Raw genomic sequence first — 21771 nt, forward strand, 5'->3', positions numbered from 1 at the left:
GCTTGCAATCGGATGGTACAATAGGAATTGGCGCAAACAAGCTTGGGAGGGCATACCTATGGATCTGACGCAAAATACGCTCGAGAATACGGCATACATGATCGAGGAAATCAAGAAAAAGCTGCGCATGGCTTCGGGAGCGGCGCTGAAGGCGACATCGCTCAGCGACGAGCTGTACGAGGATTTGCATGATATCTACAGCATGGTCGCCAGTAAAAATCGATTCAGCATCAGCGAGATCGAAGCGATTACCTCCGAGCTCGGCAGACTTCGCCGGGTATAAGGATGTCGTTCGGCTGGCGGATGGCGGCCCCCTAGAGGGGCGAACAGGAACAAGCAGGAGGGGCGGTGCGAAAGCGCGGTCCTTATTTGCGTTGCTTCTGTCAGGCGAAGGCATCGTCCCGAACTTGGCGGGCTACAGAGTGATAGCCTTGCTGAGAGGGATGAGACAGAAGAGGCATGAGGGGCATGAGAGGCACAAGGGGAATGAGATTCGGCTGACTTTGGCTGCATGGGACAACCGCACAACTTGAGCGCCAGGGGGACGTCCGTACAGGCAGGGGAGAGCGGGCCTCCGTAAAATATATCGTTAACGCCAGTTCGTCTACGAATATGGCCTGACGACGATCTCAACTGGAGGTGGGTGTGGATGCAAAAGGCAATCCGCAAGCAAGATGTCGCCAAGCTGGTCGGCAAATCGGTGTATGCCTTGAAGAAGGACGGCTCCGTCGTCCGCGGCAAGCTGGTCAAAGTCAGCGGCGGCAAGCTGTATGTGGCCGTTCGCAGCAGCAAAGGGAAAACGGTCCGGACATCGGCTATTATCCCCCTTGTTCTGTTCGATCTCCTTGCAATCGGTACGGCCCCTTATGCTTATGGGGGTTACCCCGGCTACGGCTTCGGGGGCGGTTACGGCTATGGCGGTTTCGGAGGCTACGGCGGGTTCGGGGGCTTCTGGTAAGACAGGTTGTTGCCGACTGGCCTGAGCCTGGACTTGCTCCGGGCTTCAAAGCGATCCATTTCTCCTTGCGAGAAATGGATTTTTTTTGTTCAGAGCTTACAACCGGGAGGAGAACGCTCATGCAAACCACCAGCCAAGAATTAGTGTATCTGCCTTCAGGGCATTCTCCCGCCCAGTAATACTCAGATATAGCAGCGTAGCTACGATTATGAACGGCTACCGTGCCGCGTACGGATAATGTTGGATACGTAGCTTTCCCCTCTTAGCTGTATGCGAACAAGGCTGTTCCAATCGTATCCTGGTCGCTGGTAAGGCGTACCCAATGTGCAGAATAACCGTCGGGAAATGTATGGCGATGCTCTTGTCCCGCAGGAACCGCGAATTTTGCATAAGTCACCCAATTGTCATCGCCTTGTACGTCCACCTCGACGAGGACATGGATGGTGTCGGCCCCTTCGTGGCTCAGCTTCAACGATTTGTTCATGTAGCCGAGCATCAGATACGGATCGGACGGCTGCCCGGCCCGAACGGCGCTTCCCTTCCATGGACCGCCAGTGCCGGCCGGAGCTCCGAATTTGCGAAGCTCGTCTACGCTGCCCAGCCATAGGCCGATTTCACCTTTCTCGTCATAAATCGTATGCTCATCCGGCACGCCGTCCGAACGGACGCCCGACAGAGCCAGCAAGCCTCTCCAGGAGCAAAAATCGTAGATCAGCTTGTTGTGAGTGCAAATGGGCTGAATCTTGCGTAACCCGCCGGATCGCTCGTCGGGCAGCTCATAAAAGGAGCCGTGCAGGTTCATCAAGCTGCGCTCGGTGATGATTTCCCGTATGCCGCGTCTAGGGCCCGACGCCGACGGCAGGTCGAAGTCGCTGTGGCCCTTCGGCAGCCGATACCGGCGGCCGTCTTGATCCGTCACGACGACAGAGGCTTCGTCGACCTCGAAGGCGGTCTCCGGCGCGTACGTCCCGCGCAAGGTACGCTCCAGATCCGGCTGCTCGATTGTCCGCAACGCCATGTCGGCATTCAGCTCGTAGAAGGAAGAGCCCGTAATCTGGCCGGAAGCGTCCAGCTTGTTCACGGCGAGATGGAGCGGAAGCGAGAGATCGTTCGTCGCGTACAGGATTGCTTCGCTTCTTCCCTCCAGCCGGCCGGCGTCGGCGAGCCCGGCGTTTACGGCTTCGAGGCGTTGATTGCTTTGAGCGGCATTGAAATGCAAGGCTGCCGATACGCCCTTCGCGTCCCGGGCCGGCGTCACTCGAAGCCATTCTGCCTGGAGGTCAGCGGGGAATATATGATAGTTATAGCCGCCGGCCGCCACCTCGATCTCAGCGTACGTCGTCCAGGTTCCGTTGCCCGTCACATCCAGCTCGATGCCGAACTGAACCGGCTCCGCCTCCTGATGGGACAGATGGAAAATGCGCCGCTCGTAGCCGGCGAATTGGAATGGCTCGGAATTTTCGCCAGCCGATATGTTCTCGTTGGCCCAGAGACTGCCCCAGCCTGCGGGTTGGCCAAACTCCGCGAGCTTGTCGAAGCTGGTGAATACCAGATTGGACTGGCATCTGCCCGTCATAGGATTCCCCTGCGTCGAGGCGTCGTTGCATCCGAGCACCAGTTGCCCGTTCCAGTGATCGAAGTCGACGATCATTTTGTGATGAACGGAAATCGGACGAATGCCTGCCGTATTGGCGTGCGAGAATGAAGACGGGAATTCGTAGAGCATGCCGAACATGTCCATCAGCCAATTTTCCATGCCGATATCCCGAATTCTCGGCCATTCCGTGAACCAACCGTCATCCGCGCTATGCGTATAGCTGCCCATCGGCAGACGGTAGCGGCGCCATATTCCCCCGTCGCAGACGTTCAGCAGGACGGACTTGGCGTCCCAGCCCAGCGCCCATAGCGGGGCTGCTTCGTCAGGCGCTCCGTACAGCCCACCCGGTCCCGTTACTTCCGTATACTTATTGGCATCGACTATCGTCCAGCTTGCCCGCCGGCCGGCATCGCCTTCCCCGTTCCATTCGGCTAGCACGCCGCCAAGCCCGTTGTTGGACACAACCAATCGTCCCTGACCCGTGTAGGCACCCTTGCCATGCGTGCCGGGCAGCAGGTACGGGCGCTCCCGGTCCGTGACATGGTTGGGGTCCCGGTACAGGGTCGTTACTTCCAGCGTGTGTACGTCTACCTCGTAGATGCCGGATTCCATCGTGTAGAAGTAAACCTTGTTCGCAGGGGCGGTCAGATGGCGCGCCACGCCTGTCAGCCGTCCTTCCATCCGGTCCGGAGGCACGACGCGGACTTCGTCGTCGGCACCCACGAAATATGGCCCAATGATCAACTGATTCGATTCCTTGTGAATCATCCGATTCGCATGCGTGCCCCCTACACTTAAAGGATGGGCGTAAACGGTCATATCATCACTCAGGATGTTCAGCTTATCGTTACTGCCGTAAGGGGAATGCGTGGGATACGTGATGAACCACAGTTTCCCGTTCCAAGGAACCAAGGCTCCGAGACCGCATTCCTTCTCTTGCTTCTCCACCGTACCGTTCGTCCAGGCCAGATGCGGATAAATTCCGCTAAAACTGTAATAGGTCTTTTCGTTTACAGTGACGCTCTTCATGAGTAATCATCCCTTTCTTTTTACTTACACGAGTAAGTATAATGAGGGAAGATATTCGCTGCAAGTGACGAATCGGACGATTTGGAGTCGCGATGACGCTTTTACATCCTTTATTTAGCCGAATACGCTTTTATTCGCAATATTACACGAGTAAGTTTTGCTTCTTGTATCCTTTCTGCACAATTGATACGATGGTTAAGAGCAAACAAGCAGTTGGGAGGAAGGATGTATGGCCAGCCGTAAGCAAGTGGCGGAAAAGGCAGGCGTTTCGGTCGCCACCGTCTCGTATGTGTTGAACGACAAGCCGGGCGTAAGCGACGCGGTGCGCGAGAAAGTACGCTCTGCCATAGATGAATTGGGCTACAAGCCGAGCTATGCGGCGCGCGCGCTTAAGACGAAGAAGACGAACTGCCTGTCTGTCTTCGTCAACTATATCGGCGATCCGTTCGAAGCAGGTTTGCTGAATACCATGGAACATAGAGCGCGGGAGCTGGGCTATTTTATTTATTTTCATACTTATCAGCAGGAGGAAGAAGAGGACTTTCGGCATTATTTCGCGGGGAGGATCGACGGACTGCTTCTCTTGGGTCAATCTTTGAAGGAGGAGACGCTGAGGTCGCTTGCCGCCGAAGGTATTCCTGTCATCTCGGTTATGGAGCCCGTGCGGGCGGAAGGTCTTACGGCTTACATCGATATCGACTGGGAAGCAGCCATGGCTGCGGGAATCTCCCATCTTAAGACCCAGGGACACCGCAACATCGGCTTTATGGCGAACGGCGGCCAAGAGCATCCGCACGAGCGGAGAACGCAAGCATTCCTCGCCGTGATGAAGCGAGAAGGGCTGCCGGTGAATGAAGGAACCTTGCTGTACGGCGAAGGAAGGCTGGAGCAGGCGCAAGAAGCCATGTTGAGGTATATCAAAGACGGAATGCCGGGCGGTCATTCTGCCTTTATGACCGCATCCGACTTGATGGCCGCGGGCATGCTGGCCGCTTGCCGGGAAGCGCGCGTGCCAGTGCCCGGCAAGTTGGCCATCGTCGGCTGCGAGGATATCATGATGACGCTCCATACGACGCCTGCAATCACCGTCCTGCATTACCCGCGCCCAGAGATCGCCGCGCTCGCTGTGGAGCGGATGGTCGGTCATCTGAACGGCAAGCCGGCGGCAAGTACCCGATTGGAGTCATCGTTGATCGTTCGCGATTCGAGCCGATTGCTATAATTTTTCCGTCCGCCGGAGTGAAGGCCGGAAGCAATCGCGGTGCAGCCTGCATCAGGATGTGCTGAAGGCATAAGCATCTTCAAGAGCAGGCGCCGTATGCTTGGCGACGAATTGCCGTACCGCCAGCTGATAGCCGGCCGTATCCGTCCGGTAGGCCATCCCGTGCCCGGCCCCCGGCACAATGAACAGCTCCTTCTCGCCGGGACAATGATCATATAAGCTCTGTGCCATAGCGAACGGCACAAATGTATCAGCCGTCCCGTGAATGAACAGGATGGGCGTCTTGGTCTGCCGCACTTGGTTCACAGCGGATGCTTCGCCGAAGGAGTAGCCGGCCAGCACCCTAGTTAGCAGGCTCGTGGAGGCCAGGAGCGGGAAGCTGGGCAAATGATAGATCCGTTTAAGCTGATAAGCCAGCTGATCGCGTACGGACGTATAGGCGCAATCGGAGACGATGGCTTTCACCTGGGGAGGCAGCTTCTCGCCGCTGGTCATCAAGACGGCGGCTCCGCCCATGGAGACGCCGTGCAGGACCAGTTCGGAAGCGGGGCCGCTGCGCGCCAGTACATATTCGATCCAGCGCAGCAGATCTTTGCGGTCCAGCCAGCCAAAGCCTATGACATTACCCTCGCTGGCTCCATGTCCCCGGTTGTCAGGCATTAATACATGGAAGCCGAGCTGTTCGTGATAAAACTTGGCGAATGCGGCATTCTGCAGGGCGTGGCCCGAGTAGCCGTGGACCAATATAACGGTTTTTCCGGAAGAGGGAGATGCGGCGAGATAATAACCGTTAAGCTGCAGGCCATCATCCGATCGTAGGCTTACCCGCTCCAGCGGCCGGGTGTCCAGCCACTCCCGCGCTTGGGAGGCAGGTGAAGGCCCGTCGGTGCGAAGATCGGGGTTGCCGGCCAGGAAGCTTTTGTCCGTACGGGCGATGGCAATGCGGTAGAAGTAGAAGCTGACAGCCACGATAGCGAGCAGGATTACGGCGAGTACGAGCAGCACGATGTAAATCAAGAGGCGTACGCCTCCTTCCGGATGTTGTATAAATTAGCATGCCCGCTCATGGAACGGTTATGAGATAAACGCTGGCCCGCTCAAAGGATGTGAGCTTAGAAGGCAAGCCCCAGCAGACGGACTGCATGGGGCTTCTTGGCTGTCTTGCTTCTGCTTCTTGATCTTCACATCTTGTTTTTTACTTCTTGCTCGTTGCTTCTTGCCCATCGTTGTGCTCAGGACCGTGCGGAGGCTCAGTCGAACCAGGATGCGTAACGGCCGTAGCCTTCCTTCTCCAGATCTTCCTTGGGGATAAAGCGAAGAGAGGCCGAGTTGATGCAGTAGCGCAAGCCGCCTAGCTCGGGAGGGCCGTCATTGAACACATGGCCGAGATGAGCGTCCGCCTTGCGGCTGCGGACCTCCGTACGAATCATAAAGTGGCTGTAGTCCTGTTTCTCTTCGATCAAGCCCGCAGACAAAGGCTTGGTGAAGCTGGGCCAGCCGCAGCCGGAGTCGAACTTGTCCCGCGAGCTGAACAACGGCTCGCCGGATACGATATCCACGTACAAGCCCTCCTGGTGGTTGTCCCAGTACTCGTTGTGGAAGGCCGGCTCGGTGCCGTTTTCCTGGGTTACCTTCCACTGCATGGGCGTCAATCTGTCCCTAAGCTCAGCCTTGTCCTGATCCGTATTCCAATGCTGCTTCAAGTAATCATCGCGCCCGGAGCCGCGCCGGTACATTTTGTAGCGCAGCGGATTTTTCTTGTGATAATCCTGATGATACTCCTCGGCGGGGTAGAAAACTTCGGCAGGCAGGATCGGAGTGACGATAGGCTGATCGAAACGGCCGCTATCCTGAAGCCGCTGTTTGGACGCTTCGGCAATCTCCCGCTGCTCCTCCGTATGGTAGAAAATAGCCGTGCGGTAGGAAGAGCCGCGGTCGCAGAACTGGCCGCCGGCATCGGTCGGATCGATCTGGCGCCAGTACAGCTCGACCAGTTCCTCATACGGAAACAATGCGGGATCAAAGGTGATCTGAACCGCCTCGGTATGGCCCGTCGTATCCGTACACACTTCCTGGTAAGTCGGATTTTCGGTATGGCCTCCTGTATAGCCCGAGACGATGCTGACGATCCCGGGCATCTCCTCGAACGGAGTCACCATGCACCAGAAGCAGCCTCCTGCGAACGTGGCAAGCTCATGTTTGGATGTGGACATAGTTATTCACCTCTTGGGAATGGAATGGATGCCTCTATAAGTAGTATACCCGAATGGGAAGCGGCTTGTCTTTGTCCGCTCTTTCGGGTCTCGGTTCTTGGCTCTCGGCCCGGAGGCTAACCGAAATGCTTTCCGCCGGCATAATAGCTGCTCTCCTGGTATACGGAGAACGCCACTTCGGATTCCTCTACGCCGGCTTCCCTCAGATGGCGGTCGATGCATTGGGCGAAGCGGTCGCGGATGTCCTGTCCCCGCTCGAACCACCAGACATGGACGAACGGAAACGACGGCACCTGCTCTCCGTCCATGATCCCGATCGAGGAGATGCATTCGATGGTGAAGTTATCTGTGCCGCAGGCGCAAATTTCGGCCAGCTCATCGGTCAGCGACCGGCTGAGGTATTGCACAGTCTCTGCAGGAACGCCTCGTACCAGCAGTTGGGGCATGTTGGTCCACACCTTTCTATAAGTCAGTTTGACTGCCGCGGCAGCCTGTCATGCCGTTCGCCTTTTGCATCAGAAGATCGGCGACAGCAGGCGGGCGCACGGCTCGCGGAATTTATGGAGCAAGGGGCGGTTGTGGTACGCAATGGGCGTCAGCCAGCGGCAGTGCTTCATATCCTCCTCGAAGACGTCCTTCAGTCTCTCCGCCGTTTCCGTATCGTAAATAAACGCATTGACCTCGAAATTCAGCTTGAAGCTGCGGATGTCCACATTGGCGGTGCCTACGGAGGCGACGCGGCCATCGGCCACGATCGTTTTGGCATGCAGGAAGCCTTTTTCATACAAGTAGCACTGCACCCCAAACGGCAGCAGCTCGCCGATATACGAGAACGAGGCCCAGTACACCAGCTTGTGATCGGGCTTGTTCGGGATCATAATCTTTACGTCCACGCCGGACAGCGCGGCCATCTTCAGCGCCGTGGTCAGACTTTCATCGGGGATAAAGTACGGCGTTTGGATATAGATGTAGTCCTTGGCGGTCACGATCATCTTGATATAGGCGTTCTTGATCTGCTGCCATTCCGAATCCGGACCGCTGGAGACGATCTGCATGCCCACTTGGCCGGACTGGCGGGCGAGCGGGAAGTACCGGGGCAGCAGGTCGATCTGCTGACGGCTGGCGAGCGCCCAATCGAGGAAGAAAAGCGCCTGCATATGCAGGACGGAGCCTCCGGACAGCTTAAGATGGGTGTCGCGCCAGTAGCCGAAGCGCTTGCTGAGCCCGAGGTATTCGTTGCCTACATTAAAGCCGCCGATATATCCGGTCGAGCCGTCGATGATGACAAGCTTGCGATGATTCCGGTAATTCACCCGCAGATTCAGATAGGGGATGCGCGACGGAAAGAAGGCGGCGACCTCGCCCCCGGCTTCCCGCAGCTTGCGGAAGAAACGGCGCGGCAGCGAAGAGCTTCCGATCGCATCGAACATCAGGCGGACGACGACGCCCTCGCTCGCCTTCCGCGTCAGCGTCTCCATCAGCCGGACGCCAAGCGAGTCGTTGCGTATGATGAAGTACATCAGATGCACATGATCGGTCGCATGCTCGATATCGTACAGCAGCGCTTCGAATTTTTCCCGTCCGTCCGTATAGACCCATACCTCGTTGTCCTGGGTGTACAAGGCGTAAGCGCTGGACAGATTCATGAAAATCATATCCTGGTAATTGCCGATGGACGAATCCCGAAACGGAATGCGGTCCTGGCGAAGGTCGTCCTTCTGCTGCTCGACAAGCGCGTCCACGATCCGGCGCTCATTTTCGTTTTTGAGCTTGTATATTTTGCGGCGGCTTAAGTTTTGACCGAGAATCAAATACAGCAGGAAACCGACGCCGGGCAGGAAGAAGAGGACCATCAGCCACGCCCAGGTCACGCCGACATTTCGCCGCTCCAGGAAAATAACCGTGATGGCAAGCAGAATATTCAGAATCGGGATCAGGGCGTAATAACCTTCATGGATAAACGTATACAAAGCAGCGGCACCTCGGCTTTCATACAACATCTCCTTGCAGCAGTTGCGTGATACACTACCACTATAATATAAGATGCGTTCGAGGGAAAGGAAGGGGCCGCGCGCTGCCTGCGAAAGGCAAGGAGATTATTCTGTGCGTGACGGGGAACTTCGCGTTGGCCGGGTGTTGGGGTTAACGGAACTTTGCGGCGCTTATTGCCTGAATCTGCGCGTTTCCAAAAAATAACGGAACAGAGACGCCGTTAAACAGTCAAATACGAGGTATCAGTCTGCTTCCATCACCAGCTAACGGCGTTTAAGTTCCGTTACACTGCCGCAAAAGCCCAATTAGCCAAATAAGGAACGCTGAGTTCCGCTATGGCCTTTTGACGAAGCGAATCATTCGATGCTCGAACGTCCGCTGCTCGCTGAAGGTTTCATACGGTCGCCGGAGCTGAGGTTCTCCCAGCCGGAGGCATCGCTTAAGGCGCGGCTGAAGCCATAGGGCGATCGGCTGACAGGAGCAGAAGGAGGCCCCAAGCCGCTGGCGGGCTGAATGGACCAAAGGACGCGGATTATCCGCGTCCTTTGTGCTGTGCTCCGACCGGAGCTTTATCTGCTACTTGAGGTCCGCCGGAAACACAAGCCCGATCTGCCGCCTTGCTTCGTCCATGATGCTGAGCGTCTGGATGGAGCGCCGGTGTGTATTTATCGACGATTCGCGTTCCCCGCGCTGCAAAACCCCGATAAACTCGCGAAGTTCGTAGATCATGGTGTCCTCATCCTGCTCACTCGATACATCTTCTTTTGTTCCGTCGCGGCTGTACAGCTCCACGCGGCCCGGCTGACTGATTTTGTCAATGATCAGGCTGCCGAGCTCTCCTTGAATTTCCGAAGGCGTGTGCGAGTTGGAAATTTTGGAGTGCATGATAACGGCCTCCATGTCCGGGTAAGACAGCAGCAGACAGCCTTCTCCGTCAACGCCCGACTCCAGCAGGAGGCCGTTCGCCTGGATGCGCTCGGGAGGACCGAACAAAGCAACCAGCGGATAGATGCAGTAGACGCCCAGGTCCATCAGCGAGCCGTTGGAGTAAGCCGGATTGAAGGCGTTCAGGATCGTGCCCTGCTTGTACGCATCGTAGCGGGAGGAATATTGCCCGTAATTGCCCACGTAACGGCGAACCTTGCCGATCCGGGGCAAATGCTCGGTAATCGCTTCGAAGTTAGGCATCGTCGGTGTCTTCAGCGCCTCCATCAGCAGCACCTGATGGTCCGCCGCAACCTTGGCCATGGCAGCGGCTTCCCGCGCATTGGAAGCGAGCGGCTTCTCGCACAGCACATGCTTGCCGTGACGCATGCACAAAATCGACTGATCCGCATGCAGAGACGTTGGGCTGGCGATATAGACGGCGTCGATATGCGGGCTGGCTGCGAATGCCTCCAGATCGGTATACTCGTGAGAAGCTCCCCACTTCGAGGCGAAGCTTCGTGCCCGGTCTTCGCTTCGGGAATAGACGGAGGTGAGGACGAAGTCGTCCGCCTTGCGGGCCGCCTGCAGGAAGGCATCCGTGATCCAGTTGGTGCCTATGATGCCGAATCTAATCATCGGGTTATTGCTCCTTTCATGGCTTTCATTGTATACAACTGCTTCGACCTTGGAGCCCCGATATCCTGCCGGAGCGATCAACGCCGCTGCTTTCGCCGGGAGTCGGACAGTTAGCAACCGGGCGGACGGAAGTGGTATACTTGCTAAAAGTAACCCGGCGGCGGGCGTGATGATTGCTTCGTCCAGAGGCGGTCACAGCCCGCTTCCTGCCGGGATGGAGATCAAGAGCAAAGGAGCTGGACGTATGTTGTCTGACAATGCGCCGGGGGTCCGGCAAGCGCCTGAGCCTGCGCAGGACAGGGCCGGGGGATGGGTGCTGATCGTAACGGCCGTCGAAGCCGAGAAAGAGGCGGTGCTGCGAGGCATGCAGACGGCAGATCAGTTCGACGTGCTGGCTGCGGGCGTAGGACCGGCAGCGGCTGCAGCGGGAACGGCTGCCGCTCTGGCGGCAGCCCCGGGCAAGTATGCGCTGGTCGTCAGCGCAGGCATCGGAGGCGGCTTCGTCGGCCGCACGGAAGTGGGGGGGCTGGCCGTTGCGAGCGAGCTCATCGCCGCGGATCTGGGCGCGGAGACGCCGGACGGCTTCCGCACGGTGGACGAGCTGGGCTTCGGCTCATGCCGCGTTCAGGCGGAAGGACGGCTGGCCGCGGCTTGGGCGGACGCTCTGCAGCAGGCCGGCCATTCGGCGGAGCTGGGCCCGGTGCTGACCGTTACGACGGTAACGGGAACAGCGGCTACGGCCGAGGAGCTGGCCAAGCGAGTGCCCGGCGCGCTGGCCGAGGCGATGGAAGGCTACGGCGTGGCGATTGCCGCGCAGCAGCAGGGATTGCCGGTATTGGAGATCCGGGCGATCTCCAATCCGGTCGGTCCGCGCGACCGCGACGCCTGGCGGATCGGCGACGCATTGAAGGCGCTGGCTGGAGCCAGCGCCGTACTTAAGGAGGTACTTTCATGCAAATAGCTTATTCACCGTGTCCGAACGACACGTTTGTGTTCCATGCGCTGGCGCATGGTTTAATTCCGGGCGCGCCGGAGCTGGAGGTCACATTCGCGGATATCGATGTGACCAACCGGCTGGCGACGAGCGATGCCGGGCTGGATGTGATGAAAATTTCGTATGCAGCCCTTCCGTGGGTGCTCTCCGATTATGCGCTGCTCCCTTGCGGCGGAGCGTTGGGGCGGGGCTGCGGCCCTCTGGTGCTACGGGCGGGCGGAGCGGCGGAAGAAGCCGGCGGCGCAGCGTCGCTGGCCGGACGCCGGGTGGCGGTGCCGAGCGACCGCTCGACCGCCTATCTGCTGTTTCGGCTGTGGGCGGCCCAGAACGTGCCAGGCGGCGTAGGGGAGATCGTCGTCATGCCGTTCCATGAGATCATGCCTGCGGTTCGCGACGGCTTGATCGACGCGGGGCTCGTTATCCACGAAGCGAGGTTTACATATCCGTCGTACGGCTTATCGCTGGTGACTGACCTTGGCAGCTGGTGGGAGAGCGATACGGGCCTGCCGATCCCTCTAGGCGCAATTATTGCCCGCCGGTCGCTGGACCGCGAGGCGATCGCCGGCTGGATTCGCCAATCGGTCGAGTACGCCTGGGCGCATCCCGAAGCTTCCCGCGAGTATGTCCGGGAGCATGCGCAGGAGATGTCGCCGGATGTGACACAGGCTCATATCGATCTTTATGTCAATGAGTTCACGGCCGATCTCGGGGAAGACGGGTATGCGGCGGTGACGGCGCTGCTCGGCAGAGCGGCGGAGGAAGGACTTGTTCCGCCGATCGATCCGGCCGCTTTGCGGTAGAAGTCCGGTAGAAGTCCGGTGAACAACACGCGGCCTGGGGCCTAGCGGGGCTTCCGAACCCTGTTTTTCACTTCCCATCGGCTCTCTCCGGCCTTTTGGTCACCGGACTTCCAGGAAGTGAACGATATACGAAAGCCCGCCAGGAGAACCGGTTCTCCTGGCGGGCTTTCGGCAATAAAGGGGTTACCGGGCGCATGCGGAGCTGGGAGCTTCTTGCGTCCCCCTCTGCATGACCGGACAGACGAGCGGCGGCTCAGCGGAAGTAGCCGAGCAATTGCTCATATTGCGGATGCCTTGTTTTCCATTCATCCTCTCGGGATTCGAGCGTTCTTCTGTCCAGAAGCGCTTCGATCACATCCAGGCATACATGCCATCCGGCAAGATCCTTGGAGGTATGGTCCGTGATCCGGTCGATCTGCTCGATCAGGAGCAGCCGGCATCCGGCGGCCTCGGCCTGAAGCTCGAAGCGCACCTGATCCTCGCCCCACGCATATTCGAGTACGGACAGCGGCTTGTAAGCCGTAATGGTCATGTCCTCAAAGGTTCCGTCCTGCATGTCAAACGTCATCCGTCCTCCTTCGCGGAGATCGGCGGCGCGCAATTCGGGAAACCATCGGGCCAGCTGTTCATTCTCTGTCAGCATGGACCAGACCGCTTCGGCAGGGTGGTTGAAGCGGCGTTCGAAACAAGCGACATATCCGGTATCGGTTCGGTTGACGACGGCCAGCATGAGTGCATCTCCTCCTAATCAGGTCCTACCTATAACTGTAGAAGATACGGAGGTTAAATGCAATGAAGCGCCGCCTTCTCGAACAGCGTCTGCCGCTACTCCGCCTGCGCTTTGTCTTCCCGCTGCTGGGCGACATAATGCGAGGGGGAGCAGCCCATGATCCGCGAGAATGCCTTGCTGAACGACTGAACCGTCTCATACTGCAGCCGGTCCGCGACCTGGGTGATGGACATGCCGCCGAATCTCAGCAGCTCCAGCGCCTTCTCGACCTTCTTGTGATTGATGTACCGCTGCAGCGTCATCCCGGTCTTGTCCTTGAACGTATGAGACAAATAAGTGTAGCTGTAGCCGAGCTGCTCGGCCATCGTCCGGATGCTCTTCAGCTCGAAGATGTGATTCTCGACGTAACGGATGACGGAGTAAACCGTATAGCCGACCGAATTGGACTTGGACTTCGCCGGGGCATACCGGGTGGCGGGGCCGCCCTTTTCCGTGAAGGTTCGGTAGGCCAGCACGATGATTTCCTCCAGATAGTTGCGGATCAGAATCCGGGAGTGAGGCTTCTGCGAGTAAAATTCGTCGATATTGCGGATGAAGGGCATCATCAGATTGTAGCTGTCCCGGGCGTGGTGATAGGGAGACGATTGGAAAAAGCGCTCCATCTCCGCAAACTCCGCCTCAGCCGAAGTATTGAACATAAAACCCATATACACAAAGCGCAGCGGCCCGGCCGCATCGGTGCGGATCGTGTGCATATGGCCGGTTGCGTTGAACAGCAAATCCCCCTCCCGCACGGCTACCTGCTCATCGTCGATGATGAAGTACCCGCTGCCGGACACGATACAGCTCAGCTCCAGGCAAAACTGGAGATGCGGACCGATCTCGTACCCGCTCTCGCAGCAGATTTCGCCGATCTGATACAGATCGATGCCGCCGAAAGTAGACTGCCCTTGGGCAAAGTTATTATCGAAGTGAAAGTGGCAGCCTGCCTTGCGTTTATCCTTCATCGTTTGTCCGAACCCCCGCCATATCGATCTCATTTCCCCGTCCCGCGATTCGATTGCTGACCGTTAAGGATTAAGGCAGCTCCACCCACTGAAACGGAGCCGACGCGGCCTTCAAGCCGTACTCGATAATCGTGATGACCGCGACGGTCTCCGCGGCATCGACGCTTGGCTGGCCGGTTTCGAAAAACCGCACCAGATCCTGCATAAATAATTGAAAGAAATTCGACTCCGGCTTCAAGACAGCGCTGCCGGCGGAGCCGTAATTGACGGCCAGCTGGAAGGGCGCGTCTCCGCTCAGATGGCGGATCGTCGCCTGGCGGCCGCCGGCGAACTCGATCAGCAGCGCCGGGGATGCCGGCGTGCCGATGAACATGACACGCTGCGCATCGCTGCCGAGCAAGGAGACGACCGGCTCGATCTGATGGATCGAGTAGGTGTCGAAGCTGCCGGGCCCGATGCTGGCGATCGCGTCGATCCCTTCGCGCGCCGCCGTCTTGTACTCCTCGGCAAAGCGCAGCGCCGAGGAGGAATACATCGGCGTGCCGTGCCGGCGCGCCAGGTCGAACAAGCGGAGCGCCGCCGCACGGTCAGGCGCGAACGTCTTGTCAACGTAGGTCGGCTTGCCGGACTCCAGCGGCAGCCGGGCCAGCTCCTCGTGCTGCTCCGGATGGTCGGGAGACAGCACGATCAGGTAGTCGCTGAGCCGGACAACCTCTTCGATGGAGCTGAGCAGCTCTACGCCATGAGCCTCGCACCAGGCCGCATTGCTGAGGCCGGTGTCGGAATCCTTTTTGCCGTAGGCGTAGGCGACCTTCATGCTCCCTTGGGAAGCTGCAGCGAGCCACTCCGGATATTTATTGGCATGCCATTCGTCCAGGAAATAGTCGATGAATCCGATTTTCTTCGTTTGCACAGAGGACCGCCTCCTTACTCGAACGAAACTTCCGCCCGCAGGTCGGACGAGTCATAGATCGCCTGGATGATCTGGGATGACAAGATGACCGTATCGATATGGGAGGGCAGCTTCTCGCCAGTCCGGATGCAGCGGAGGAAGCTGTCGATTTCACTCTGAAACATCTCTTTGGAATTGAACTTCGGCGTCGTCTCCAGCAGGGCGCCGTGCTGCGCGCTGTAGAGCTTGAAGTCTTGACCGTATTGCAGCCGGATACCGGCTTTGTCGCCGAGGAAGTCGATATACATCTCGTCTACGCCGATATTTTGCGCCCAAGCTCCGTTTAAGGTAATGCTAGGACCCTCCGTACGGATCATCGCCGTAACGAAATCGTCCACATCGTACGTGCCGTTATAGTTCGGGGGACCGGCCCACATGTTGATGTACGAGTAATTTTCCATCTCGCGTCCCAGCTTGCTGTACGCTTGACCTGTTACGGTCAGCGGCTTCGGATCGCCGGAGCAGTACATGACGATGTCGAGGAAATGAACGCCCCAGTCGATCAGCGCGCCGCCGCCGGCGATGGCCTTGGTCGTGAACGCTCCGCCGAGGCCCGGGATCGAGCGCTGCGAGCGGAAGCTGACGTATACATGATAAATTTCGCCGAGCTCGCCACCCGCGATCATATTCTTGATAATATTGACACCCGTATTGAACCGGTTCACGACGCCGATATTCAGCACTTTGCCGGTTTCATGCTGCACCTTCTGCATCTCCAGCGCCTCCGCATAGGTTCTGGCGGCCGGCTTCTCGCACAGCACATGCTTGCCCGCGCGCAGGCAGTCGATGGAGATGGCGGCATGCACGTCGTTCGGCGTGCAGATGGACACTGCTTCTACCTCGGGATCCTCCAGGATCACGCGATAGTCCTCGATCGCTTGGCCGCAGCCGTAATCGCTTACAGCCTTCTCGGCTCTCTCCTTTATTTTATCACAGAAATAAACGATTTCCGCATCCGGGTTGGCCATATAAGCCTTGATATGCGCGTTGTTGGCTATCGAGCCGCAGCCGATAATGGCGACCTTAATAGTACTCATGACAAATCCCTCCGAAATTGAGTGATAGATGAAATTGAGTGATACAAACGGTTTCCGGGCAGCCGGCCGAACCAGTCGGACAAGTTGACCAATTTGGCTGCTGCCGACAAGTTCATTGTAGACCGATACCGCAAATCTGAACACATACAAGTTCGAGGTTGAACTTATCCCGATTTGTCTTTTTTGGCTTGCGAAGGATATCCTGATACAATGAAAACAAATACGCAAGAAGACAGGGAGCGATACAGATGACCACGGTATCAGCCGAGCAAGTGGCCCATTGGATGCTGGAGGAGGTGCGAAACAGGGGCATCCTGCATCAGACGCAGGCGGTTGCCCATATTCGCGAGCATTTCGGAGAATCCTTTATTTATATCAATGACAACGGGCATGAATCGATCGACAAGGAAGTAAAGAAGCTGTTCAAAAAAATGCACCGGGGACGTGTCGCCTGGGACCGGGACGGTTTTTTCTGGGGTTGGACGTAGGAGGAGAGGCTGTGCGTTTCATTTCGTACGGCACGACCACCAAGCGATGAACGCGCGAAGGAGTGGCTAGGAGGATAGTGGCAGCCGCTTCAGCCGGAAGTAAGCCGCAGAAACTTGCGGGGTTGCGTTGAGCCGAACTTCGTTTCGGGTTGCAGAAGGATGATCTTTGGCCGCTTCATGCGCAAAAAGCGACCGACTCGGGCCGCTTTCCATGTCATCCGTTCTTACGATTCATCCTGCTCGTCATCCACCTCTCCGCGCTGCATGTTCGTTCCGTAGAAAATTTCGTCCATCTCGGTTTGCAGGCGCTCGGTAATTTCCTGCTGCTCGCGGGGGGAGAGCTTGTCCTTCGTATAGCCGAACAGGTAGTTGTTCAAATCGAAGGCTCTCAGCTTGCATTTTGTATGAAAGATATGCTCCTGGTACACATTAACATCGATCATGTCGTATTGGCGCTTGATTTTGTCCGGAATGTAGTTCTGGATAGAGCTGATATCGTGATCGATAAACAGCTTGTAGCCATGGATGTCCCGGGTGAAGCCGCGGACGCGGTAGTCGATCGTCATAATATCGGTGTCAAAGGAATGAATCAAGTAATTCAGCGCCTTCAGCGGCGAAATTTCCCCGCAGGTGGAGACGTCGATATCCGCCCGGAACGTGCTGATCCCTTCATCGGGATGATATTCGGGGTACGTATGTACCGTAATATGGCTTTTATCGAGCTGCATGACGACGGATTCGGGCAGCGGCCCCGGCGATTCGTCGAACGACTCGTTCGGCACCTCGACCACAGGTCCTTCGGAGACGAGGATCGTCACGCTGGCCCCCTGAGGCACATAGTCCTGCTGGGCGATATTCAGCACATGCGCGCCTATGATATCCGTTACCGTCTGCAGAATCCGCTTCAGCCGCTCCGAGCTGTACTGCTCGTCGATATAGGCGATATAGGCTTCCCGCTCCTCCTTGGTCCGGGTGTAGCAAATATCGTACATATTGAAGCTGAGCGATTTGGTCAAATTATTGAAGCCGTGCAGCGTAATGCGTTGTTCGTGCGTCAATGTCATGATAAGCTTCCCTCATTTCTCTTGTATTCCTATATATTACCCAAGAAAGCGAGGGAAGAATTCACTAACCCGCACTCACGGCGAATCGCCGCGCATACAAGAAATCTTGCCGGAACGCTATAGAAAAAAGGAGCCGTTTCCGGCCCCATCCCCTCGTACTCGCCCTATCATTACTTTGTCTTCAAATCCTCGATCGAATCGATGTCCATATAGGAGGGAACGACAAGGCCCAGCTTGGTGCCGTTCAGATTCGGACCGAGATCCTCGAACTTGCCCGTATATTTGTCAAAATAGTCCTTATGCGTCGTCGGCAGCCAGGCGGCGACCATCGCGTCGGCACTGCCGTCGGCAATGCCTGCCCACATCGGACCCGCTTCGACCTGCAGCATCTCTACCTTATAGCCAAGCCTTTCTTCCAATACGATCTTGACCACGTTCGTGCTGGCAATCTCCGAATCCCAGGCCACATAGGCCAGCTTAAGCTTTTTGCCCGCATCCTGGGGCAGATCCTTCACCCAGCCGTCCACCTTGTCCGCGTTATCCTTCACCCACTGGGCGGCGGCTTCCTCCGGCTTCTTCCCATCCGTTACGGCGGACATCACAACCGCCATATCGTCCGGCGTCCATTCGAACCGGTCCAGCATCGTGTGAGCGGAGCCGGCATCCTGCTTGAGCCCGCTGCGGACGACCGTATGGATCTGCTCATCCTGGCCGAACGTTCCCTTCGGGTCTTCCAGATACTTCAGCTCATATTTGGCAAACATCCAATGGGGAGTCCAGCCTGTCACGATAATAGGCTTCTTATCCTTGTAGGCTTTGTCCAGAGCGGCGGCCATGGCTGCGCCTGAGCCCTCGACAAGCTTCCAGTCCGTCAGCTCGTAATCCTTCAGTGCCTGAGCGCTTTGCTTCATCAGGCCGGCTCCGGGGTCGATCCCGATAACCTCATGCTTGACCTGAGCGCCCACGGAGGCTGCGCCTCCGGAAGCTCCTCCCGCAGAGGCATCCCCGGGAGCCCCTTCCTTGGTGCCGCAGCCGGCAAGAACGAGCAGACTGGTCAAGCTTACGAGCATGAATGATTTCATCGCATGTTTCATCATCGATTAAACGCTCCTTTTCTTCTTCATGATATGTTGGGTGATGCGGTCAAGCAGAATAGCCAGGACGACGATCGCAAGTCCGGCCTCAAAGCCTTGCCCGGTCTTGATCTGGGTCACGGCCCGGTATACATCCGCACCGATTCCTTGGGCGCCGATCATCGAAGCGATGACGACCATCGACAGCGCCAGCATGATCGTCTGGTTGACGCCGGCCATAATCGACGGCATAGCCAGCGGGAATTGCAGCTTGAACAGCTTCTGTCCCGGCGTCGAGCCGAACGCGTCCGCCGCTTCCACAAGATCCTCGGCTACTTGTCGGATGCCCAGATTGGTCAGCCGGATCGTCGGCGGCACGGCGAAAATGACCGATGCGATCACGCCCGGCACGACGCCGAGGCCGAAGAAGGTAACGGCGGGAATCAGGTACACGAAGGCCGGCATCGTTTGCATGAAGTCCAGCATGGGCGTGAATATATTGCGCATCCTGTCGCTCTGGGCGCACCAGACGCCGACCGGGATGCCGATCAGAATCGAGATCAGCGCCGAAGTTAGCACGAGGGCCAAGGTGTCCATCGTGTGGCTCCAGAAGCCGAGATTATCGATCAGCAGCAAGCCCGCGGCAGCGAACAACGCAAACGGCCATTTGCCGAGATAATAGGCCAAGGCGGCGATCAGCAAGATCAGAACGAGCGAAGGGGGGAAATGAAAGGCGGCCGACAAGCCGTTGACGATCCCCTCAATCGCCGATGAGACGAGCTCAAAGAAGAACGACAGGTTGGAGCCGAGCCAGTCTACGCCCGTTTCCACCCATTCATCCAAGGGCAGCTTCGGCATCATGCGGCTTCACCTCTTCTTCCTGATTGGCGACCGGATGTCCGGCAAGCGCCCCGAGTACGGCTCCGCGGACGATAACCCCGAGTATGCGGCGGTTGGCATCCACTACGCCTACGGGATATTTGGACGTCCCGCATATTTCAAATAATTCATACAGCATCCGCTCTGGGGACACCACAGGAACATCGGCGATTACGATGTCCTCCAGCCCCCGGCCGTCACGGACTGCCGCAGAGGCGTCTTCGGCTGTAATGACGCCGAGCAGCTTCTTGCCGCGGTCGACGACGAACAGGTTGGAAATTCCGCTTTCGCGCATCAATTGCAGCGCGACCCGCGGCCCGCGGTCGATCCCGATCGTCTCGGGGCGGCGCATGACCGAAGAAGCGGTCAGCACCTTCGACAGGTCCACATCTTCCACAAACCGCTCGACGTAGGCATTGGCCGGATTCATCATAATTTCCTCCGGCTTGCCGATCTGCACGACGCTGCCGTCCTTCATCAAGGCGATCCGGTCGCCGATTCTCAGCGCTTCGTCCAGATCATGCGTAATGAAGATGATCGTCTTCTTCATCTTCTCCTGAAGCTCGAGCAGCTCATCCTGCATATCCTTGCGGATCAGCGGATCGAGCGCGCTGAAGGCTTCGTCCATCAGCAGAACGTCCGGGTCGTTGGCCAGCGCTCTGGCGAGCCCCACCCGCTGCTGCATCCCTCCGCTTAATTGGGAGGGCAGGCTGTCCGCCCAATCCTGCAAGCCGACCAGTTGAAGCGATTCCAGCGCTTTGGCCCGCCGCTTTTTCTTCTCCACGCCCTGAACCTCAAGCCCGTACTCCACGTTCTGTGCGACAGTACGATGCGGGAACAGCGCGAACTTCTGGAATACCATGCTGATGCTCTGCCGGCGTACCTGGCGCAGCTCTTCGGCGTTCATGCCGACGATATCTTGCCCGTGAATTTCGATCTTGCCGTGCGTGGGGTCGATCAGCCGGTTCAGCAGCCGGACCAGCGTCGACTTGCCGCTGCCGGACAGTCCCATAATGACAAAAATTTCGCCCGGTTCTACGGAAAAGCTAACCTCATTGACGCCCACGGTATGCTTGGTTTCTCTGTAAATCCGCTCCTTCGTCCACTTTTGCTTCAGCAAAGGGAGAACGGAGTCGGGATCGGGACCAAATACTTTGGTCACCTGATGCACATTTATAATGGCCACAAGCTCACCCCTTTTTCGTTCGAGTTTCTCTCTCGTGCCTTATTAAGTGTAAAGAAAAGGAACCTCATATGTCAACAATAAATTCCGTTTATTCAGTATGTACAGAAAAAACTGTACAAAATTTACGATGTAGATTATACTCGTATCTGTCCGCTTGCCGCACCATCTTTACATTATAGAAAATAGGCGAGAAAGACCGTGGCTTCAGCCGCGGGATGAATTGGCTTAGGACAAGGGATAGCCTTTAGGCTGGCTTAATTGTCCTACATGGATACACGAATTTGTTGTCGTATATCCATCGAACTGATACCATGTTGTTGTGGGACAATCGTACAGAACTACTAAAACGACCGTTATCATTAATCAACTATCATGTTGTGTTTTGCCCGAGATACAGGCGTAAAGTGCTAGTCAATCAGGTAGAGATTCAGTTCAAAGAGCTCGCCTAGGAAATATGCGCTGAAAACGATTGGATACTTATCGCCATGGAAGTGATGCCCGATCATGTGCCTATTTTTCTGAATGTCCTGCCAACTGACTCTCCCGCTGACATCATGGCGAAATTGAAAGGAATAACTTCTTGTCTTCTCCGTGAAACGTTCCAGCACCTGAAGCATCTGCCTTCTCTTTGGACACGTTCCTACTTTGTCAGTACGGCAGGAAACGTTTCAAGCGAAACCATCAAAAGGTATGTGGAAGAACAAAAGAAGAGGGGGTGAAGACATGCAGACGGTCACTGTTCAAATCCGTATTTTTCCATCCAACCCTTCTGTATTGGTGAATATGGGCAATGAATACATTCGGACGGTTAATCTTTTGACTGAGCAAGCCGAAGCATCTGGAACGTTTCCGAAGCTAACCTCAAAGAACATCGATGCGAATTTGCCCTCTGCCGTTAAGAATCAACTCATTCGTGATGCAAGAAGCATCTTCCAGAAGTCCGTGAAGAATAAGAAGCGTTCCATTCTAAAAAAGCGAGTGTACTAC

Annotated in this window: 20 protein-coding genes and 2 pseudogenes; 8 read left to right on the forward strand and 14 right to left on the reverse strand. The window is 56.9% G+C overall.

The window, feature by feature from the left end:
• The first annotated feature begins 58 nt into the window (after positions 1-58).
• Positions 59-283: a DUF1128 domain-containing protein gene (locus tag BLR08_RS21090; RefSeq protein ID WP_072331156.1), complete on the forward strand. Its 225-nt coding sequence runs from the start codon at positions 59-61 to the stop codon at positions 281-283.
• A gap of 366 nt (positions 284-649) precedes the next feature.
• Positions 650-958, forward strand: a complete 309-nt coding sequence (locus BLR08_RS21095; protein ID WP_072331154.1) for a 50S ribosomal protein L33 — start codon at positions 650-652, stop codon at positions 956-958.
• Between the two features lie 262 nt (positions 959-1220).
• Here the strand turns inward: BLR08_RS21095 and BLR08_RS21100 are convergent, their stop codons facing one another.
• A complete protein-coding gene (locus BLR08_RS21100) occupies positions 1221-3584 on the reverse strand; it encodes a hypothetical protein (RefSeq protein WP_083537157.1) in 2364 nt (787 codons plus the stop codon).
• A 229-nt stretch (positions 3585-3813) separates the two neighbouring features.
• Between BLR08_RS21100 and BLR08_RS21105 the strand changes: the two genes are divergently transcribed.
• Positions 3814-4806, forward strand: a complete 993-nt coding sequence (locus tag BLR08_RS21105) for a LacI family DNA-binding transcriptional regulator (protein ID WP_072331152.1) — start codon at positions 3814-3816, stop codon at positions 4804-4806.
• A 51-nt stretch (positions 4807-4857) separates the two neighbouring features.
• On the opposite strand, the gene BLR08_RS21110 is transcribed toward BLR08_RS21105, so the two are convergent.
• The 5 genes from BLR08_RS21110 to BLR08_RS21130 form a co-directional block, all read right to left on the reverse strand.
• A complete protein-coding gene (locus BLR08_RS21110) occupies positions 4858-5820 on the reverse strand; it encodes an alpha/beta hydrolase (RefSeq protein ID WP_083537188.1) in 963 nt (320 codons plus the stop codon).
• 236 nt (positions 5821-6056) lie between these two features.
• A complete protein-coding gene (gene msrA / locus BLR08_RS21115; RefSeq protein WP_072331148.1) occupies positions 6057-7019 on the reverse strand; it encodes a peptide-methionine (S)-S-oxide reductase MsrA in 963 nt (320 codons plus the stop codon).
• A gap of 116 nt (positions 7020-7135) precedes the next feature.
• Complete coding sequence (locus BLR08_RS21120; RefSeq protein WP_072331146.1) at positions 7136-7465, reverse strand: DUF1904 family protein; 330 nt, start codon at positions 7463-7465, stop codon at positions 7136-7138.
• Between the two features lie 69 nt (positions 7466-7534).
• Entirely contained in the window at positions 7535-8989 is a 1455-nt protein-coding gene (gene cls, locus BLR08_RS21125; protein WP_256257644.1) for a cardiolipin synthase, read from the reverse strand.
• A gap of 598 nt (positions 8990-9587) precedes the next feature.
• Positions 9588-10574, reverse strand: a complete 987-nt coding sequence (locus BLR08_RS21130; protein ID WP_072331142.1) for a Gfo/Idh/MocA family protein — start codon at positions 10572-10574, stop codon at positions 9588-9590.
• A 244-nt stretch (positions 10575-10818) separates the two neighbouring features.
• Between BLR08_RS21130 and BLR08_RS21135 the strand changes: the two genes are divergently transcribed.
• Positions 10819-11535, forward strand: a complete 717-nt coding sequence (locus BLR08_RS21135; RefSeq protein WP_090586413.1) for a futalosine hydrolase — start codon at positions 10819-10821, stop codon at positions 11533-11535.
• Positions 11526-12368 (forward strand): 1,4-dihydroxy-6-naphtoate synthase, encoded by an 843-nt coding sequence (locus BLR08_RS21140; RefSeq protein WP_072331140.1) that lies wholly within the window; start codon positions 11526-11528, stop codon positions 12366-12368. The genes BLR08_RS21135 and BLR08_RS21140 overlap by 10 nt, the downstream gene beginning before the upstream one ends.
• A 253-nt stretch (positions 12369-12621) precedes the next feature.
• Here the strand turns inward: BLR08_RS21140 and BLR08_RS21145 are convergent, their stop codons facing one another.
• The 4 genes from BLR08_RS21145 to BLR08_RS21160 all read right to left on the reverse strand — a co-directional run bounded on the left by BLR08_RS21145 (position 12622) and on the right by BLR08_RS21160 (position 16094).
• On the reverse strand, positions 12622-13098 hold the full coding sequence (locus BLR08_RS21145) for an SRPBCC family protein (RefSeq protein ID WP_072331138.1): 477 nt from the start codon (positions 13096-13098) through the stop codon (positions 12622-12624).
• A gap of 95 nt (positions 13099-13193) precedes the next feature.
• Complete coding sequence (locus BLR08_RS21150; RefSeq protein WP_072331136.1) at positions 13194-14105, reverse strand: AraC family transcriptional regulator; 912 nt, start codon at positions 14103-14105, stop codon at positions 13194-13196.
• Between the two features lie 70 nt (positions 14106-14175).
• Positions 14176-15018 (reverse strand): Gfo/Idh/MocA family protein, encoded by an 843-nt coding sequence (locus BLR08_RS21155; protein WP_072331134.1) that lies wholly within the window; start codon positions 15016-15018, stop codon positions 14176-14178.
• A 14-nt stretch (positions 15019-15032) separates the two neighbouring features.
• Entirely contained in the window at positions 15033-16094 is a 1062-nt protein-coding gene (locus BLR08_RS21160; protein ID WP_072331132.1) for a Gfo/Idh/MocA family protein, read from the reverse strand.
• 248 nt (positions 16095-16342) lie between these two features.
• Here BLR08_RS21160 and BLR08_RS21165 point away from each other — a divergent pair, with 248 nt between their 5' ends.
• A complete protein-coding gene (locus tag BLR08_RS21165) occupies positions 16343-16582 on the forward strand; it encodes a DUF6953 family protein (protein ID WP_072331131.1) in 240 nt (79 codons plus the stop codon).
• A 224-nt stretch (positions 16583-16806) separates the two neighbouring features.
• Here BLR08_RS21165 and speD read toward each other — a convergent pair whose 3' ends face one another.
• The 4 genes from speD to BLR08_RS21185 form a co-directional block, all read right to left on the reverse strand.
• Entirely contained in the window at positions 16807-17646 is an 840-nt protein-coding gene (gene speD, locus BLR08_RS21170) for an adenosylmethionine decarboxylase (protein WP_072331129.1), read from the reverse strand.
• A gap of 170 nt (positions 17647-17816) precedes the next feature.
• On the reverse strand, positions 17817-18743 hold the full coding sequence (locus BLR08_RS21175; protein WP_072331127.1) for a glycine betaine ABC transporter substrate-binding protein: 927 nt from the start codon (positions 18741-18743) through the stop codon (positions 17817-17819).
• Positions 18744-18746: 3 nt separating this feature from the next.
• A complete protein-coding gene (locus tag BLR08_RS21180) occupies positions 18747-19580 on the reverse strand; it encodes an ABC transporter permease (protein ID WP_072331125.1) in 834 nt (277 codons plus the stop codon).
• A complete protein-coding gene (locus BLR08_RS21185; RefSeq protein ID WP_072331123.1) occupies positions 19555-20784 on the reverse strand; it encodes a quaternary amine ABC transporter ATP-binding protein in 1230 nt (409 codons plus the stop codon). The genes BLR08_RS21180 and BLR08_RS21185 overlap by 26 nt, the downstream gene beginning before the upstream one ends.
• 319 nt (positions 20785-21103) lie before the next feature.
• Between BLR08_RS21185 and tnpA the strand changes: the two are divergent.
• Positions 21104-21503 (forward strand): annotated as a pseudogene (gene tnpA / locus BLR08_RS21190) (IS200/IS605 family transposase).
• 4 nt (positions 21504-21507) lie between these two features.
• Positions 21508-21771 (forward strand): annotated as a pseudogene (locus BLR08_RS21195) (RNA-guided endonuclease TnpB family protein); the annotation flags it as partial.

Origin of the sequence: Paenibacillus sp. cl123 (assembly GCF_900101595.1) — a bacterium.
In the GTDB taxonomy this organism is placed as follows: domain Bacteria; phylum Bacillota; class Bacilli; order Paenibacillales; family NBRC-103111; genus Paenibacillus_G.

What these genes read in the sequence shown, in the direction of transcription:
- BLR08_RS21090 (WP_072331156.1), top strand. Translation starts at nt 59, where the DNA reads ATGGATCTGACGCAAAATACGCTCGAGAATACGGCATACATGATCGAG.
- BLR08_RS21095 (WP_072331154.1), top strand. Translation starts at nt 650, where the DNA reads ATGCAAAAGGCAATCCGCAAGCAAGATGTCGCCAAGCTGGTCGGCAAA.
- BLR08_RS21100 (WP_083537157.1), bottom strand. Translation starts at nt 3,584, where the DNA reads ATGAAGAGCGTCACTGTAAACGAAAAGACCTATTACAGTTTTAGCGGA.
- BLR08_RS21105 (WP_072331152.1), top strand. Translation starts at nt 3,814, where the DNA reads ATGGCCAGCCGTAAGCAAGTGGCGGAAAAGGCAGGCGTTTCGGTCGCC.
- msrA (WP_072331148.1), bottom strand. Translation starts at nt 7,019, where the DNA reads ATGTCCACATCCAAACATGAGCTTGCCACGTTCGCAGGAGGCTGCTTC.
- BLR08_RS21120 (WP_072331146.1), bottom strand. Translation starts at nt 7,465, where the DNA reads ATGCCCCAACTGCTGGTACGAGGCGTTCCTGCAGAGACTGTGCAATAC.
- BLR08_RS21130 (WP_072331142.1), bottom strand. Translation starts at nt 10,574, where the DNA reads ATGATTAGATTCGGCATCATAGGCACCAACTGGATCACGGATGCCTTC.
- BLR08_RS21135 (WP_090586413.1), top strand. Translation starts at nt 10,819, where the DNA reads ATGTTGTCTGACAATGCGCCGGGGGTCCGGCAAGCGCCTGAGCCTGCG.
- BLR08_RS21140 (WP_072331140.1), top strand. Translation starts at nt 11,526, where the DNA reads ATGCAAATAGCTTATTCACCGTGTCCGAACGACACGTTTGTGTTCCAT.
- BLR08_RS21145 (WP_072331138.1), bottom strand. Translation starts at nt 13,098, where the DNA reads ATGCTGGCCGTCGTCAACCGAACCGATACCGGATATGTCGCTTGTTTC.
- BLR08_RS21150 (WP_072331136.1), bottom strand. Translation starts at nt 14,105, where the DNA reads ATGAAGGATAAACGCAAGGCAGGCTGCCACTTTCACTTCGATAATAAC.
- BLR08_RS21160 (WP_072331132.1), bottom strand. Translation starts at nt 16,094, where the DNA reads ATGAGTACTATTAAGGTCGCCATTATCGGCTGCGGCTCGATAGCCAAC.
- BLR08_RS21165 (WP_072331131.1), top strand. Translation starts at nt 16,343, where the DNA reads ATGACCACGGTATCAGCCGAGCAAGTGGCCCATTGGATGCTGGAGGAG.
- speD (WP_072331129.1), bottom strand. Translation starts at nt 17,646, where the DNA reads ATGACATTGACGCACGAACAACGCATTACGCTGCACGGCTTCAATAAT.
- BLR08_RS21175 (WP_072331127.1), bottom strand. Translation starts at nt 18,743, where the DNA reads ATGATGAAACATGCGATGAAATCATTCATGCTCGTAAGCTTGACCAGT.
- BLR08_RS21180 (WP_072331125.1), bottom strand. Translation starts at nt 19,580, where the DNA reads ATGATGCCGAAGCTGCCCTTGGATGAATGGGTGGAAACGGGCGTAGAC.